This window comes from Flagellimonas sp. 389 (genome assembly GCF_018449435.1).
Taxonomy (GTDB): domain Bacteria; phylum Bacteroidota; class Bacteroidia; order Flavobacteriales; family Flavobacteriaceae; genus Flagellimonas.
In genome coordinates this window covers 54,493-71,120 of the sequence record NZ_JAHCMU010000022.1, presented here as the reverse complement: position 1 = coordinate 71,120, position 16,628 = coordinate 54,493, and the positions used below count along the sequence as shown (strand labels likewise).

Here is a 16,628-nt window from a genome sequence, read left to right as displayed (position 1 = left end):
AAACCTTTTACCCTTCACCCAAAACCTTTCACCCGAGACCCAAACCCGCATTCGTCATCAGACATCTGTCAACTGTCAAAACCAAGAGCTTAGAGCTTAGAACTTGAAACCCAAAACCCTGAAACCTTTTACCCTTCACCCAAAACCTTTCACCCGAGACCCAAACCCGCATTCGTCATCAGACATCTGTCAACTGTCAAAACCAAGAACTTAGAGCTTAGAGCTTGAAACCCCAAAACCCTTAAACCTTTTACCCTTCACCCAAAACCTTTCTCCTGAGACCCAAACCCGCATTCGTCATCAGACATCTGTCAACTGTCAAAACCAAGAACTTAGAGATTAGAACTTGAAACCCCAAAACCCTTAAACCTTTTACCCTTCACCCAAAACCTTTCACCCGAGACCCAAACCCGCATTCGTCATCAGACATCTGTCAACTGTCAAAACCAAGAACTTAGAGATTAGAACTTGAAACCCTGAAACTTTCACCCAAAACCTTTTACAATCCATATAAATTCATGGTTTAGTGGTAATTTTGTACAATGCTGAAGCAGTTCACCGAACACATCAATACCAATTTTTCCTTTTTAAGGGAGAAACGCCTGTTGTTGGCCTGTAGTGGTGGGATTGATAGTGTTGTATTGGCACATTTGGCGGTCGGCTATGGTCTAGAAGTTACGCTGGCCCATTGTAATTTTAATCTTAGGGGAAAAGAGAGTGACGGCGATGAGGCATCTGTACGAAATCTTTCAAACCAACTTAAAATCCCTTTTTTGGTAAATTCCTTTGATACAGAACAATATGTAAAAGAATATAAAGTTTCGGTTCAAATGGCAGCTAGAGAGTTGCGCTATAAATGGTTTGACGAAATTTTGGGGACAGAAAGGTTTGATTATGTCCTAACAGCGCACCATGCCGATGATAATTTGGAAACCTTTATTATAAACCTTTCGCGGGGTACGGGAATCGATGGCCTTCTAGGCATTCCCGCTCAAAATGGAAGTGTGGTGAGACCGTTGTTGCATTTCTCCAGAAATGCTATTTTAAATTATGCCAAAAAAGAAAATATCAAATGGAGAGAGGATAGTAGCAATGCGGAAAATAAGTATCTGCGAAATAAAATCCGATTGGAGGTCGTACCAAAATTGAAAGAGCTCCATCCAACATTTTTAGAGAATTTTCTAAATACACAAAATCACCTTTCCCAAACGGATGCCTTACTGAAAAATCATATTGGTGAGATTAAAAATGAATTGTTCCATAAAACCGACAATCATTACAAGATCAAAATAAATGAGTTACTGAAATTGCAACCTATTGATGCCTATCTGTATCAGCTTTTGCATGAATTTGGATTTACCGAATGGGATAACGTAAAGACATTGCTCACTGGAAATAGCGGAAAAGAAGTCAGGTCAAAAACCCATAAATTGCTCAAGGACAGAACGCATTTGATATTAAGGAAACGGGAAGATCAAAAAAATGAAGTTTTTGACATTTCTGAAAATGCTACCAGTATCGATTTTCCTGTCCAATTAAAGTTTGAAGAGGTAAACGCCATGATAGGTGCATCTAGAAATGTGGTTTTTCTGGATAAGGAAAAGTTAAACTATCCGTTATTGTTAAGGAATTGGGAAAAAGGCGACTATTTTTATCCATTTGGAATGAAAGGGAAGAAAAAAATTTCCAAGTTCTTCAAGGACGAAAAAGTGGACATGTATTCCAAATCAAAACAATGGTTATTGTGTTCGGGCGATGTAATCATTTGGGTCGTTGGAAAACGAATGGACGAACGTTTTAAAGTAGATGCATCAACCAACAGCATTTTAAAAATTACACTGCTAACATGAAGTATTTAGTATCATTTTTGTTTTTTTTCATTTTCACAATATCCATGACCCCTCAGTCGGAGAGTGATCCGGCTGTTTGGTCGCACGAGGTAAAAAAAATATCCGATACGGAATACGAGTTATTGTTTAAGGGTAAAATATTGGAAGGCTGGCATGTGTATTCCCAATATACCGCTGAAGGAGGTTCCCTACCTAGCGAATTCACTTTTGAAGGAGCTGGGAAGGATTACGAACTGATTGGAAAAACTACAGAAAGCGAGACGATAACCGAGTACAGCGATGTCTTTGAAGTGGACGAGACTTTTTTTAAAAAAGATGCTGTCTTTACGCAGCGCATAAAATTGTTGAAGCCCGGTTTGAATCAGATTTCGGTCAACCTGTTTTATCAAATATGTAAAGAGGTCTGTATTCCAAAAGATGAGTTGTTCCAAATCTCGTTGGATGGTACTGCTTTTCAAACTTCAAAACAGGAATTGGATGAGCGCAGTGCTGCGTTGGGGTCTTCCTTAAAGCTTGATTTAAAGAATAAGAATTTATTGGATAAGGATGGTCTGGAAACCATTAGAGGTAAATCAAACATGATATGGATGGTTTTTGGTCTGGGCTTTTTAGGGGGACTTATCGCATTGTTGACTCCTTGTGTTTTTCCAATGATCCCTCTAACTGTTTCCTTTTTTACAAAACGCACGAAACAAAAATCAAAAGGAATTGCCGATGCTCTGCTGTACGGTTTTTTTATTGTACTTATCTATTTTTTGCTCAGCCTACCGTTTCACCTATTCGATTCGGTCGATTCACAAATCTTGAATACCATAGCGACCAATATTTGGCTCAACGTACTCTTCTTTGCCATTTTTGTCTTTTTTGCCTTTTCGTTCTTTGGATATTATGAGCTTACCTTACCAAGCTCATGGGCCAATAAAATGGACGCAGCATCGTCCAAAGTAGGAGGAGGGATGGGCATATTTTTTATGGCGTTGACATTGGCCATTGTTTCTTTTTCGTGCACCGGACCTATTCTGGGCGGACTCTTGGGAAGCACCACATTGGCCGAAGGTAGCGTGGCCACAAATCTTTCTGCAGGTATGGTAGGTTTTGGTCTTGCATTGGCATTGCCGTTTGCGCTTTTTGCACTTTTTCCTGCGTGGTTGAATTCCTTGCCAAAATCAGGTGGATGGATGACAACGGTAAAAGTGGTCTTGGGCTTTTTGGAACTTGCCCTAGCCTTTAAATTTCTTTCAAATGCAGATTTGGTCGGAAATTGGGGGATTTTTAAAAGGGAGATTTTCTTGGGAATTTGGATAGTATTGTTCGTTTTGATGACACTTTACCTCTTTGGAGTGTTCAGGTTTCCACACGATGGACCAAAACAAGGGCTCTCTCCAACAAGAAAGTTTGTGGGATTTCTGAGTCTTGCCTTTTCGGTATATCTCATATTGGGGGTGTTAAATATGGCAAATTTAAAATTGCTAAGTGGTTTTCCGCCACCAGATTTCTATAGTATAAAAGAGACCGAAAGCGACTGTCCCTTGGGACTGGATTGCTATAAAGATTTTGAAGAGGGTTTGGCATATGCCCAAAAAGTGAACAAACCTATACTTCTGGATTTTACAGGTTGGGCCTGCGTAAACTGCAGAAAAATGGAAGAAAATGTTTGGAGCGATTCCAGCATCTATCCAATACTTAAGGAGGAGTATGTCTTAATTTCTTTATATGTTGATGATAGGAAAGAGCTTCCGGACGATGAAAAATTTGATTTTGAATATGACTCAGGAAGAATAAAGGAAATTGAAACCATCGGACAAAAATGGGGAACGTTTCAAACCATAAACTTTAATGCTGCCTCCCAACCGTATTATGTATTGCTCTCTCCCAATCTTGAAATTCTAAATGACGCGGTACAATACGTTGATACCGAAGAATATGAAAAGTGGCTTAAATCTGGTCTTGAAAAATATCAGCTCTCTATGAATAGATAAGTTGTATTTTCCTTTACTTTTAGTACAATTTTCTAAAATAGCTTACCTTAGATTCACTAAAAAATCAATCAAATTTTCAAGTGAAGAGACTAAAGAAAGTGCTGCTTATCATTGCCAGTATCCTATTAATTCTGGTTATAGGTGTTTTTGTTTTTATAAATACCCTAAAGCCAGATTATGACGGAGAAAAAAAACTGTCCAACCTTACTGGTGATGTAAATGTTTATTTTGATACGTATGGAATTCCACATATTTATGCAGACAAGCAAGAAGATGCCTTTCGTGCCTTAGGATATGTGCATGCTCAGGACCGGCTTTGGCAGATGGAATTGTTGAGACGGGTTGCCAAAGGAAAACTTTCAGAGGTTTTTGGCAAGGATTTGTTGGAGACCGATAAATTTTTTCTCTCTCTAGGTATTGATGACCATACCAAGCGTACAGTTTCTCAACTTGATATGCAAAGTGAAATGGTTGTGCTCTCTAAAGCATATCTGGACGGAATAAATGAATTTATAGAAAAAGGACCGACCCCAGTTGAGTTTTATTTAACGGGATTGGATAAAGAACTTTTTGTACTTGAGGATATTTATGATGCGGTCGGTTACATGGCTTTTAGCTTTGCCATGGCACATAAAACCGACCCGTTATTGACCAATATCAAAAACCAACTTGGTGAAGCGTACTTGAAGGATTTAGCGATTACATCCGATACCTCTACCGTTTGGATAAAAAACTATAGCAATACAATTTCAGACTCACTGGAAACCAATATTGCGATGAGGGTGGACGATATCATGAAAAAATTGCCCATCCCCCAATTCGAGGGAAGCAATAGCTGGGTCTTGGCACCCGAAAAGACAAAATCGGGAAAGGTTATTTTTGCTAACGACCCACATATTGGTTTTGCGCAACCTTCCGTTTGGTACGAAGCACATGTTAGCGCACCCGATTACGAGAAATATGGATATCATATTGCAGGGGTGCCTTTTCCATTATTGGGGCATGATAGAAATCTTGCCTACGGACTCACCATGTTTCAGAACGATGACCTGAATTTTTACTACGAGCAAACTAACCCTTCTGACAGCGCAAAGTACAGGACAGAACTTGGCTGGAAAGACTATGAATATGTTACGAAGGAAATCAAGGTTAAAGATGCCAAATCCACATCCTTCACCTATAAGAAAACAAGGCACGGCCCTGTTATGAACGATATTGCCAAACAGATATCCGAGGAAACGCCTATAGCAATGTCCTGGGTGTATACCAAAGAGAAAAACGAGGTAATGAATGCACTTTATGGTATGACCCATGCAAAAGATATTGATGGATTTAAAGCTGCACTCCCAAAAATTCATGCTCCCGGGCTTAATGTCATGTATGGGGACGCCAAAGGTAATGTGGCTTGGTGGGCTTCGGCAAAATTGTATACCATGCCCGATAGCATTTCCACGAAGTTTGTGTTGGACGGTGCATCAGGAAAACAAGAATCCCTTGGTTATCTGGATTTTTCAAAGAACCCGAGTGCTATAAATCCACCTTGGAACTATGTATATTCAGCAAACAATCAACCAGATTCTATTGCTGGAATGCTATATCCCGGATACTATTTGCCAGAAAACAGGGCCAAAAGAATTGTGGAACTCCTAGATGGGAAAAATGATTGGGACAAAGAATCAGCTTCCAAAATGATTTTGGATGTGACGTCCACCGTAAATCCTCAATTGGTCACAGAATTGATAAAATTAGTGGATGTTACAATCTTGACCGATGAACAATTGGTACAGATAGATGCATTAAAAAATTGGAATGGTGAATATGCGCTAGAAGATACGAATGCATTGCTCTATCACCGTTGTGTTTACTATGTTTTAAAAAATACGTTTGAAGATGAATTGGGCCCTGAACAATTTGAGCAGTTTTTGGCTACACACTTGATGAAACGCCAGATTGCATGGGGTACAAAAATGAGTGTAGGTGCATGGTGGGATAACGTAAATACGAAAGATAAAATAGAGACACGAGATGATATCGTGTTAAAATCTTTCGCTGATGCTTGGGAATCAATACTAAAGGATTTTGGCCCAGACACCAGTCAGTGGACTTGGGACAAAGTGCATACGTTGGAGCATGGGCATCCCATTGGCCAAGTAGAGTCATTACGAAGTTTTTTCAATGTAGGTCCTTTTCCAGTACACGGAAGTAGAGAGGTCATCAATAATATGGCATTCCCATATGACAGTACGGGGTACTACAAGGTCAATTCTGGACCATCGACAAGGCGTATTATTGATTTTTCGGATGTAGAGAACAGCATCAGCATATTGCCGACTGGTCAATCTGGAAATCCCTTTAGCAAACACTATAAAGATCAAGCAGAACTCTATATAAAAGGTAAATTCCGTAAGATGATGATGAACAAGGAAGAAATCCAAAATAAGGCTGAATCAAAACTTGTATTTAAACCGAAAAAGTGATTTCTTATGCTGAACGCCAGTCGTTTGGTTTGTTTATGGTAAATACTTTATTTTTGGTTTACGGTCGATAGAACCGTGTATCATCCTCCATAATCGTTTTAACCCCAACATTTTGGACTTTAAAAGAATAGCACATGCTTATAAAAGTATATGGCAGCGCTGTGTTTGGGGTAGAGGCTACGACCATAGTTGTTGAAGTAAATATTAGTAAGGGAATAGGATATCACCTGGTAGGCCTCCCTGACAATGCCATAAAGGAAAGCAACTACCGTATTGCCGCAGCACTGGAAAACAATGGTTATAAAATTCCGGGCAAGAAAATCACCATCAATATGGCGCCTGCCGATTTACGAAAAGAAGGTTCCGCCTATGACCTTACCTTGGCTTTGGGCATTTTGGCGGCCTCCAATCAGATTAAATCGGAGCATATTGACAGATACTTGATTATGGGAGAGCTTTCACTGGATGGAAGCTTACAGCCCATAACTGGTGCGCTGCCCATAGCTATCAAAGCCCAGGAAGAAGGTTTTAAGGGATTCATTCTTCCAAAGGAAAACGCTAAAGAAGCGGCCATCGTTGGAAACTTGGAAGTTTATGGTGTGGAAAACATTAAAGAGGTCATTGCTTATTTTGATGAGGGAAAAGCCTTGGTGCAGACGAAAGTAGATACCCGAAAAGAATTTCAAGAAAGCTTGAACTTCCCAGAGTTTGACTTTTCCGATGTAAAAGGACAGGAAAGTATAAAACGCTGTATGGAAATTGCGGCTGCTGGTGGTCATAACATCATACTCATAGGCCCACCCGGAGCAGGAAAGACCATGTTGGCGAAACGTTTACCTTCCATTTTACCGCCCATGACCTTACACGAGGCATTGGAAACCACAAAAATCCATAGTGTCGTCGGCAAGGTCAAGAATATGGGTTTGATGAGTCAACGTCCATTCAGAAACCCACACCATACCATTAGTAGTGCTGCTTTAGTTGGTGGAGGAAGTTATCCGCAACCTGGCGAGATATCCTTATCGCATAACGGGGTGTTGTTTTTGGACGAACTCCCCGAGTTTGAACGCAGGGTACTCGAAGTAATGCGCCAACCCATGGAGGATAGGGAAGTTACTATTGCGAGGGCTAGGTTTACGGTAACGTATCCCAGCAGTTTTATGTTGGTAGCCAGTATGAATCCAAGTCCGGGCGGCTATTTTAATGACCCCGATGCGCCCGTGACGTCTTCACCACTGGAGATGCAGCGATATTTGGGAAAAATCTCAGGTCCGTTGTTGGACAGAATCGACATCCATATTGAAGTAACCCCAGTGCCTTTTGAAAAACTTTCTGAGGATAGAAAGGCTGAGTCCAGTGTGGATATCCGTAAGCGTGTAACGGTTGCGCGTGAAATCCAGACCAAACGTTTTAAAACATTAGAACATCTACACTATAATGCCCAAATGAATACCAAACAGATTAGGGAGTTCTGTATTTTGGATGAAGCCTCGAAGCAATTGTTGAAAAGCGCCATGGAACGTTTGAACCTTTCCGCTAGGGCGTATGATAGAATTTTAAAAGTCGCCCGTACCATCGCAGATCTGGAAAGTGTTGAGCATATTTCTGGCAACCATATTTCTGAAGCCATTCAATACCGTAGTTTGGATAGGGAGGGGTGGTTGGGGTAAGTACTTTATCCCATCACTTTCTTCAAAGCCTGCACAAACGCTTCCATTTCCTGCATAGTTCCAGTACTAATTCGAGCCCATTCCAGCATAGGGGGGAAAGGCCTGCCAATAAGCACACCTTCTTTTGCCATGGCGGCATTAACTTCTACAATATTTCGACCCGTTTCAAAAAACACAAAATTGGTATGCGAGGCGATATAGTCCAAACCCATTTTGGTAAAGCTATCGTACAAGTAATCTTTTGCTTCCTTATTTTTTAGAATACTGAACTTATAAAAACTGTCATCTTTAAGCGCTGTTTTTGCTGCTTGTATGGCCAATATATTGGTGTTCGCCATGATACTTTTTCGCAATCGGGAGGCAATATCAGGTCGGGCTACCAAATAACCAATACGGAGTCCGGCCATACCATAGACTTTTGAAAAAGTCTTGGAAACGATAATATTTCGGTCTTTTTTGACCAGTTCTACCATAGATGGATAGTCCGGCTCTGTTATGAAATCGTAATAGGCTTCATCACTAAAAATCATAGCTTTCGTGTCAAAAGAAGTACAGAAATCTCGTAACACCGATTTACCCAACAATGTTCCAGTAGGGTTATTGGGATTACAAATAAAGATAAGCCCGGTTCTGTTGGTCACTCTCTTGCCCATGGCTTCTAAATCATGCCCCATTCCTTTATCTACGGGCACTCGATGAACGTGCGCTCCAAAATTTTCAGCATAGCGCATCAATGCTTGGAATGTAGGGTCCGCAGCAATGATTTCCTTACCGCCAATACTATATGCAAGTCCTGTAGCTTTTAAACCTTCGGTTGAACCACCGGTCACTACGATATGGTCCTTGGTTACTCCTTCTTTTTCCGCAATCATCCCGACCAATTCTGAAAACACTATTGAAGGATATCGACATGCGATATCGAAAGATTCCGCTATAGTTGCCCTAACTTTCTCTGATGGCCCAAAAGGGTTTTCATTGGAATTAAGTTTAACGACGCCATCCAGTTTAAAGGGTCTAGGTTCAAAGTGATGCGCAAGTGCAGCTGTTCCACCCAAAAAAGCAAAGCCACCGGACAATCCGACGGTTTTAAGCCAATGTCTTCTATCAATAGTTTTCATGGTTGATTATTTAGTGTCAAAAAAGGTACAAAAAATACAGAGACCTCTGGTTCTCACATAACCTCGCCATTAGTAATGTATGTTTTTTTAAGATATTGATTGTAAATACCTTATTAAAAATGCACAAATACAGTAAGTGTATGAAAATCAAGCAATTTTATCACACTTCTAGCACTTTATAATTTTATTTATACTAATTTTGCCTCCCTTTTTTAAGAAAAAGCTTACGAGTATGCAATGCGTTGAACTAAACCCAGTTGGAAATTTTGATACATGGGATTTTGAAAAAATAGAAGAATTGCTGCACCAAGAAATCAGTCAATCTTTAGGTGAAGTGTTGGTGTTTGAAAACGAAAGTGTCAAACTTTGGGATTTATCTCTTGACCCTGGCAAACGTGTTCCTTTCAGAAATCACAATACCAATTACAGCTGGGTATGCGCTACTGGAGGCTTAGCTTTGACACATTTTGGCAATGGTAAAATAAGCATGTTGCAATTAGAGCCGGGAGAAACCGAATATTGGGAGTTTAGAGGTAAAAACTATACCAACGACCTTGAGAATATTGGCGAAAACCCCATGACTTTTAATATTTTGGAATACAAGCAAGAAAAAGTTGGTAACCCCTTGTTGTTTATGGATTAGATGGCCTTGATATTTGCCTTTAGCCCGGTTATGATTCCCAAGATATTTTGAACAGTATCTTCTAAGTAATATTTGATGGCCAAATGCGGTATTCTCACCGTAGTAAAACCGTTCTTAAAAGAATGCATAGCCTCTTCTAAATCATTGATAGCCTGTTCATGGGTAATCATATTGTAATCCTTGTCAATTTCAATATTGAGCTTTACCCTGGATATAGCAATGTCAACAGATTTTTTCCCGTCCCACCATTCCAACATTGGATTGGCGCCAGCAACTTTTAGTGCGTAGAAAAGTTGTATGGCTTCGACCGGCGTATCATTGTCAAGAATGATTCTTTTAATAAGTCGAGTATGTCTTTCGCAGAGTTCTACGCCCAAAGATTCCATAGATTCTTTGTGTTGTAGATACCCGATGCTTTTACCGCAGTCTTTGCATGTCATGAGTATTGGTCAAGTTTAAGTCAATTATACGATTTGGGACTATTATAACTTTACCATTTTCATATTCGTATAAAAGTTCGATGTATAGCATACCACTTTTAGATGAAATGCATTTTTTTGGATGAAATGCATAGTTTAACATAAAACCTGTTAACTTGAATCCTGAAAAAAAGCAATTGAATGTTTAAAAAAATAGGGCCAGGTGTTCTAATTGCCGCGGCTTTTGTAGGTCCGGGTACGATTACAGTATGCACTTTGGCAGGAGTACGTTATGGGTACACCCTTATTTGGGCTCTATTGTTATCAATTTTAGCGACCATGATACTTCAAGAAATGGCTGGTAGAATTGGTGTTGTTACTCAAAATGGACTTGTAGATGTAGTTAAAGATGAGTTGAAATCAAAGTGGATAAAACAAACCGTAGTAGGGATTGTTTTAGGAGCAATTCTCATTGGAAATGCAGCATACGAGGCTGGAAATATCGGAGGTGCAACTTTAGGGCTTGAAGGCATATTTGGACAGCAATTTTCCTCTTTTTACCCCGCTTTGATAGGAGGTCTGGCATTTCTTCTCTTATGGTTCAGTAGCTATAAGACCTTGGAAAAGGTATTTGTCGCCTTGGTTGGAATTATGGGTCTTTGTTTTGTTATTAGTGCCTTGATGACCAAACCTTCTGTTTTAGCTATTGTAATAGGAATGTTTCTTCCTTCGCTACCAGAAAGTAGTTTATTGACCGTTGTAGCCTTAGTAGGAACCACCGTAGTGCCGTATAACCTTTTTCTACATGCTTCTTTGGCAAGGGAAAAGTGGAAATCAAAAGATGCTTTGAATACCGTAAAATGGGACACCATTATTTCCATTGCACTTGGAGGATTGGTGTCCATTGCCATAGTAATTACCGCTGCCGCCGCTCCCATAAAAGATGTGACCAATGTAATGGATATGGCAAAAGGATTGGAACCACTGTTCGGGAAAACGGCAGTCTATTTTATGGGAACAGGGCTTTTAGCGGCTGGAATTACTTCTGCGATAACAGCACCTCTTGCAGCAGCTTTCGTTGCCAGTAGCTGTTTTGGCTGGGATGAAGGAATGAAAAACAAAAAATTCAAGTTGGTTTGGTCAGCGGTACTGTTATTAGGTGTTTTTTTCTTGTCATTCGATATTAATCCGATACAGATTATACAATTCGCCCAGATAGCCAATGGTGTCTTACTCCCGGTAATGGCGATGCTATTATTATGGATTGTAAACAAGAAATCTGTAATGGGAACCTACAAAAACTCAATTGTTCAAAATGTTTTGGGGTTTGTAATTGTAGGTTTTTCAATTTTTCTGGGAGCTAAAAGTATTTTAAAAGTAATCGGGTTGTTTTAAATGGAAGGTTGGACTATAGATATAAACTGTGACGTTGGTGAAGGTATTGGAAATGAGAAGTCACTTATGCCTCTTATTAGCTCCTGTAATATTGCTTGTGGCGGACATGCAGGTGATATAAAAAGTATGATAAAAACCGTTAAGCTGGCAGATTCCCATAACGTTAAGGTAGGAGCGCATCCCTCATATCCTGATAAAACCAATTTCGGGAGAAAAGTGATGAAGATTTCGAATTCGGAATTGAAACAAAGTATAATCGACCAGCTCGCGATTTTTAATGAGATCCTTCAGAAAGAAGATGTAGAACTCCACCACATTAAAGCACACGGTGCCTTATATAATCAATTAGCGAAGGATTCCGTACTTGCCAAATTATATCTCGAAGCTGTATCCGAGCATAAGAATCAAGTCTACCTTTATGTACCTTTCAAATCGGTAATTGCAGAAATAGCGGAAGAAAATGGGTTCAGAGTAATGTACGAAGCATTTGGGGACAGAAATTATAACGATGACCTTAGTTTAGTTTCTAGAAAACTTAAAACTGCACTTATACAAGAACCAGAAACAGTGTTAGAACATATATTGCCAATTGTAAAACAAAAAAAGGTTATCACCTTAAACGGTGAAGAAATAAAAATAAAAGTAGATACGATTTGCATTCATGGTGATACACCGACTGCATTGGAAATATTGATGTATCTTTCAACAGAATTACCTTCTTACAAGGTGCAATTGCAAAAGTGAACAGTTACCCCATCAGTATAAAACCGTTTGGCCAAAGCGCAGTCTTAGTGGAATGGCCCAATAAAGTGGACGAGTCCATTTTACAGGATATTCTTGATTTTACTGATTCCTTTAAAAGTCTTGAAATACCCGATTGGGAAATTTCGGCGGCCTACAGTTCGTTGACGATGGTGAACAACAAAGAGCAGATAGATTTTAAAAGTATAAAAAAGCTTATTGAAGATTGTTACGCTGAAAAAACCAGATCCAAGGTTCTAAGAAAAAAATGCTTGTGGAAAATTCCGGTATGCTACGATGAAGATTTTGGAATAGACGTTCAGGAGGTCTCCAAAAGATTGGATTTATCTATTGAAAATTTGATAAAAATGCATACCTCTTACGAATATGTAGTTTATGGAATAGGCTTTTTACCGGGTTTTATGTATTTGGGTGGTTTGCCCAAGGCACTAGAAATACCAAGAAGAAAAGAACCTAGGCTACATGTAGTCAAAGGCTCTGTTGGACTGGCAGCTAAACAAACGGGTGTTTATCCTCAGGATTCACCGGGAGGCTGGAATATTATTGGCAGATGTCCTATTCCTATCTTTAGCGCTAAAGCTAAGAAACCCTGTTTTGTCAATGTTGGTGACAAGATAATGTTTTACCAAATTACAAGAGCGGAATACGATTTACGTAAAATTGAAGGGGAAGTAGGTATTTATACACCTGAAAAAATCACTTTAGATGCTTAAAGTCCTTAAATCAGGTTTTTTTACTAGTATACAAGATAGAGGCAGGTTTGGATATAGGGGAATGGGTGTTCCCGTATCTGGAGTTATGGATGATGATGCGCTAAGAAAAGCCAATTTACTTCTGGATAATGCATTGGATGCAGCGGTACTCGAAATTACCATGACAGGCCCTAAATTAGAGTTTGACTTGGAAACATATATTTGTCTATCGGGAGCGGATTTGTCTCCTACATTAAACAACAAACCTTTAGAGTATTGTTCGGTAATTAAGGTTTCAAAAGGCGATATACTTTCCTATGGCAAGTTGAAACAGGGTTTTAGAAGTTATTTAGCAGTTAAGGGTGGATTTCAAACAGACAAAGTTTTAGATAGTCGTTCCCAGTATTTTCCCGTTACAACAAAGCCATGTCTAAGTGATAAGGACGAGATTGCCTATACTGAGACTTCTGCTTTTGCACCTACGATTTCTGAAATAAAGACTAAAAGGAATTTTAACCCCAATACACTTGAAGTACTCAAGGGGCCTGAGTTTTCTATATTATCTAAAAATCAATTGGACACTTTGTTCAAAAAAGGCTTCACGATTTCCAAGGAAAATAATAGAATGGCCTATCAATTAAAAGAACTTATAGAAAAACATGGGTATTCCATGTTAACCTCTGGGACATTACCTGGTACCGTTCAGCTCACACCAGCGGGTAGACTCATAATTTTAATGAAAGATGGTCAGACCACTGGTGGATATCCGAGAGTGTTGCAACTTTCAGAAGCTTCTATCTCCATACTTGCCCAAAAAAAATACGGTGATACGATTTCTTTTAAACTGCTATAGCCTTACATCTTTTTGTAAATATCATTAAACGGTACTCTAAATCTAGGCCCATAAACCCCTTTTTCATCCCGTACCCCACAACCTATTACCATATTAATTTCAGCACCGCTTGGCAATCCAAGAATACGCTTTACCATCAAAGTATCGCTACCTTCCATGGGACAAGTATCATAACCAAGGGCGGCCATACTTATCATAAAATTTTGAGCAGCTAACCCGGCACTTTTTTGTGCGACGATGCGCATGTCTGATTGCCGAACTTGACGATAGGTAGGCCTAAAAATCCCGATAATTTGAAATATCAAGTATTTTAACCATCCAAATATTCCCAAAAAGTCAAAATAAACAGAAGGTATCAATTTTTTATAATAGTTCAACGCAAATTTCTCTCTCCCTGAATATTCTTCTTCTGGTTTGTTACCATAGACTGATTTTAAGAAATCCAGATTGGCTTTCGCTCTTTTACGCCATAAATCCTTTCTTGCAACCACAACGACCATTTGTTTTGCAGTTTTTGCCGCATTTTGATCTAAACAGGCTTTGGTCATCTGTTTTAGGTTATCCCTATCAGCTATATGATAAAACTCCCATAATTGTAGATTACTGCTAGTGGGTGCTAAAACTGCATTTTCGATACATTGTTTTACAATAGTGGAATCCAATTCAACATCACTTTTAAAGATGCGTACGGAACGACGATAGTGAATAGCTTCGGTTACTGTTTTTTCCATGTCGTTAAAGATACCGAAACGAACTTTCACAAAATATTTTTGTATCATTGGAATATGAAAACAAAAAATCTGATTAATAGCGTCGTCATTAGCATTCCATATTTGGAGTGATACAGCTACGGCATTAATTTAAAAAAGCCTGTATCAAAAACTGATACAGGCTTTTTTTATACATCCAATAAAATAAGTGGATATAGGATTTTAAATCAAAGTAAATATCTGAAAAACAATAAATTATGTGTTTTTTATTTTAGATGGATTTAGAACACCTTAAACTGTTAAAATTATTGGGTTTTTGAAACATCTATCTTTGATTATAGGAGTAAATTCAATAAAAATCCAGATTTGAAAGAAATACGTTAATGGAATTGAACAAGTACAGTAAAAATGTAACCCAAGACCCAACCCAACCTGCCGCACAAGCGATGCTGTATGCCATTGGATTGACAGAGGATGATTTAAAAAAGCCGCTTATAGGCATTGGTAGTACCGGGTATGAAGGCAATCCCTGTAATATGCACCTAAATGAGCTTTCTACCTATGTAAAAGAAGGTACACAGCAAGGAGATTTAGTAGGATTGATTTTTAATACCATTGGTGTAAGTGATGGAATATCCATGGGTACTTACGGAATGCGTTATTCACTTCCTTCACGCGATATCATCGCAGATTCTATGGAAACTGTAGTTCAGGCAATGAATTATGATGGATTGGCCACGGTAGTGGGTTGCGATAAAAATATGCCTGGGGCCCTAATGGCGATGATACGATTGGATAGACCTTCGATTCTGGTATATGGTGGTACAATAGCTTCTGGGTGTTTAAAAGATAAAAAATTGGATGTGGTTTCCGCCTTTGAGGCTTGGGGCCAAAAAGTTGCAGGTTCCATAGATGAAGCAGAATACAAAAGTGTAATCCAGAATGCTTGCCCTGGAGCGGGAGCATGTGGAGGAATGTATACAGCAAATACAATGGCTTCTGCTATTGAAGCACTTGGAATGGCTTTACCCTATAATTCTTCAAACCCAGCTACGGGAGATAAAAAAAAGCAGGATTGCATTGATTCCGGAAAAGCATTAAAACATTTATTGGAAAATGATATCAAACCGAGCGATATCATTTCAAAAAAATCTTTAGAAAATGCTGTGCGATTGATAACCATTTTAGGCGGCTCCACAAATGCCGTACTTCATTTCTTGGCAATCGCAAAAGCTGCTGAAATTGATTTCAGACTAGAAGATTTTCAACGTATAAGCGATACCACCCCGTTCTTGGCGGACCTAAAGCCAAGTGGAAAATATCTAATGGAAGATTTACACCGGGTTGGTGGTGTTCCAGCTGTAATGAAGTTTATGCTAGAGCACGGTATGTTACATGGAGATTGTCTTACTGTAACAGGTAAAACGATTGCCGAAAATTTGGCAAATGTACCGGACTTGACCGAAGGGCAGCAAGTCATGAAAGATTTGGACAACCCTATCAAAGAAACGGGGCATCTTAGAATTCTTCATGGAAATCTAGCAATAGAAGGAGCAGTTGCCAAGATTACCGGAAAAGAAGGATTACATTTTTCAGGGCCTGCGAAGGTTTTTGAGGGGGAATTTAAAGCTAATGATGGTATCCGGGATGGATTGGTCAAAAAAGGAGATGTTGTCGTAATCCGATATGAAGGACCCAAAGGAGGGCCTGGAATGCCAGAAATGTTGAAACCTACGGCTGCCATTATGGGCGTGGGATTGGGTAAGGATGTAGCATTGATAACTGATGGTAGATTTTCTGGAGGTACTCATGGTTTTGTTGTAGGGCATATAGCTCCAGAAGCGCAAGATGGTGGTGCAATTGCCTTGGTAGAAGATGGGGACATCATTACCATTGATGCGGAAAAGAACAGTATTTCAGTAGATATTCCAGATGAAGTACTGGCCGCTAGAAAGGAAAATTGGATACAACCTCCCCTAAAAGTGAAAAAGGGTAGTTTGTACAAGTACGCAAGAACGGTTTCGTCTGCCTCGAAAGGCTGTGTAACTGATGAAATATAG

Annotated in this window: 13 protein-coding genes; 10 read left to right on the top strand and 3 right to left on the bottom strand. The window is 39.4% G+C overall.

Annotation, left to right across the window (positions count from 1 at the left end):
• The first annotated feature begins 542 nt into the window (after positions 1 to 542).
• The 4 genes from tilS (at position 543) to KIM67_RS17165 (ending at position 7,976) form a co-directional block, all read left to right on the top strand.
• Complete coding sequence (gene tilS, locus KIM67_RS17180; protein WP_213832789.1) at positions 543 to 1,850, top strand: tRNA lysidine(34) synthetase TilS; 1,308 nt, start codon at positions 543 to 545, stop codon at positions 1,848 to 1,850.
• Positions 1,847 to 3,829 carry a protein-disulfide reductase DsbD gene (locus KIM67_RS17175; RefSeq protein WP_213832788.1) on the top strand — a complete coding sequence of 661 codons (1,983 nt, stop codon included), beginning with the start codon at positions 1,847 to 1,849 and terminating at the stop codon, positions 3,827 to 3,829. Before tilS ends, KIM67_RS17175 begins: the two co-directional genes overlap by 4 nt.
• An 80-nt stretch (positions 3,830 to 3,909) precedes the next feature.
• The gene (locus KIM67_RS17170) at positions 3,910 to 6,306 is read left to right on the top strand and encodes a penicillin acylase family protein (protein WP_213832787.1); all 2,397 of its coding nucleotides are present in this window, start codon (positions 3,910 to 3,912) and stop codon (positions 6,304 to 6,306) included.
• 134 nt (positions 6,307 to 6,440) lie between these two features.
• Positions 6,441 to 7,976 carry a YifB family Mg chelatase-like AAA ATPase gene (locus tag KIM67_RS17165; RefSeq protein ID WP_213832786.1) on the top strand — a complete coding sequence of 512 codons (1,536 nt, stop codon included), beginning with the start codon at positions 6,441 to 6,443 and terminating at the stop codon, positions 7,974 to 7,976.
• Positions 7,977 to 7,981: 5 nt separating this feature from the next.
• Here the strand turns inward: KIM67_RS17165 and KIM67_RS17160 are convergent, their stop codons facing one another.
• Positions 7,982 to 9,094 carry a histidinol-phosphate transaminase gene (locus KIM67_RS17160; protein WP_213832785.1) on the bottom strand — a complete coding sequence of 371 codons (1,113 nt, stop codon included), beginning with the start codon at positions 9,092 to 9,094 and terminating at the stop codon, positions 7,982 to 7,984.
• A 232-nt stretch (positions 9,095 to 9,326) separates the two neighbouring features.
• On the opposite strand from KIM67_RS17160, the gene KIM67_RS17155 reads away from it, so the two are divergent.
• Positions 9,327 to 9,737: a hypothetical protein gene (locus KIM67_RS17155; protein ID WP_213832784.1), complete on the top strand. Its 411-nt coding sequence runs from the start codon at positions 9,327 to 9,329 to the stop codon at positions 9,735 to 9,737.
• Here the strand turns inward: KIM67_RS17155 and KIM67_RS17150 are convergent.
• Positions 9,734 to 10,177 (bottom strand): hypothetical protein, encoded by a 444-nt coding sequence (locus KIM67_RS17150; RefSeq protein WP_213832783.1) that lies wholly within the window; start codon positions 10,175 to 10,177, stop codon positions 9,734 to 9,736. The genes KIM67_RS17155 and KIM67_RS17150 overlap by 4 nt on opposite strands.
• A 180-nt stretch (positions 10,178 to 10,357) precedes the next feature.
• Between KIM67_RS17150 and KIM67_RS17145 the strand changes: the two genes are divergently transcribed.
• Genes KIM67_RS17145 through KIM67_RS17130 form a run of 4 tightly spaced genes read left to right on the top strand, consistent with a single transcriptional unit; the run spans position 10,358 to position 13,858 of the window.
• Positions 10,358 to 11,551, top strand: coding sequence for an Nramp family divalent metal transporter (locus KIM67_RS17145; protein ID WP_213832782.1), 1,194 nt, complete (start codon positions 10,358 to 10,360; stop codon positions 11,549 to 11,551).
• Positions 11,552 to 12,295, top strand: coding sequence for a 5-oxoprolinase subunit PxpA (gene pxpA, locus KIM67_RS17140; protein WP_213832781.1), 744 nt, complete (start codon positions 11,552 to 11,554; stop codon positions 12,293 to 12,295).
• Entirely contained in the window at positions 12,292 to 13,026 is a 735-nt protein-coding gene (pxpB, locus tag KIM67_RS17135; protein WP_213832780.1) for a 5-oxoprolinase subunit PxpB, read from the top strand. Before pxpA ends, pxpB begins: the two co-directional genes overlap by 4 nt.
• Positions 13,019 to 13,858, top strand: coding sequence for a biotin-dependent carboxyltransferase family protein (locus KIM67_RS17130; RefSeq protein ID WP_213832779.1), 840 nt, complete (start codon positions 13,019 to 13,021; stop codon positions 13,856 to 13,858). The genes pxpB and KIM67_RS17130 overlap by 8 nt, the downstream gene beginning before the upstream one ends.
• Positions 13,859 to 13,860: 2 nt before the next feature.
• On the opposite strand, the gene KIM67_RS17125 is transcribed toward KIM67_RS17130, so the two are convergent.
• The gene (locus KIM67_RS17125) at positions 13,861 to 14,619 is read right to left on the bottom strand and encodes a nitroreductase family protein (protein ID WP_313788449.1); all 759 of its coding nucleotides are present in this window, start codon (positions 14,617 to 14,619) and stop codon (positions 13,861 to 13,863) included.
• A 332-nt stretch (positions 14,620 to 14,951) separates the two neighbouring features.
• Between KIM67_RS17125 and ilvD the strand changes: the two genes are divergently transcribed.
• Entirely contained in the window at positions 14,952 to 16,628 is a 1,677-nt protein-coding gene (gene ilvD, locus KIM67_RS17120; protein WP_213832778.1) for a dihydroxy-acid dehydratase, read from the top strand.

Bases quoted from the DNA above. Each gene is read 5' to 3' on its own strand.
- KIM67_RS17130 (WP_213832779.1), top strand. From the start codon at position 13,019: ATGCTTAAAGTCCTTAAATCAGGTTTTTTTACTAGTATACAAGATAGA.
- KIM67_RS17145 (WP_213832782.1), top strand. From the start codon at position 10,358: ATGTTTAAAAAAATAGGGCCAGGTGTTCTAATTGCCGCGGCTTTTGTA.
- KIM67_RS17155 (WP_213832784.1), top strand. From the start codon at position 9,327: ATGCAATGCGTTGAACTAAACCCAGTTGGAAATTTTGATACATGGGAT.
- ilvD (WP_213832778.1), top strand. From the start codon at position 14,952: ATGGAATTGAACAAGTACAGTAAAAATGTAACCCAAGACCCAACCCAA.
- KIM67_RS17160 (WP_213832785.1), bottom strand. From the start codon at position 9,094: ATGAAAACTATTGATAGAAGACATTGGCTTAAAACCGTCGGATTGTCC.
- tilS (WP_213832789.1), top strand. From the start codon at position 543: ATGCTGAAGCAGTTCACCGAACACATCAATACCAATTTTTCCTTTTTA.
- KIM67_RS17175 (WP_213832788.1), top strand. From the start codon at position 1,847: ATGAAGTATTTAGTATCATTTTTGTTTTTTTTCATTTTCACAATATCC.
- KIM67_RS17150 (WP_213832783.1), bottom strand. From the start codon at position 10,177: ATGACATGCAAAGACTGCGGTAAAAGCATCGGGTATCTACAACACAAA.
- pxpA (WP_213832781.1), top strand. From the start codon at position 11,552: ATGGAAGGTTGGACTATAGATATAAACTGTGACGTTGGTGAAGGTATT.
- KIM67_RS17165 (WP_213832786.1), top strand. From the start codon at position 6,441: ATGCTTATAAAAGTATATGGCAGCGCTGTGTTTGGGGTAGAGGCTACG.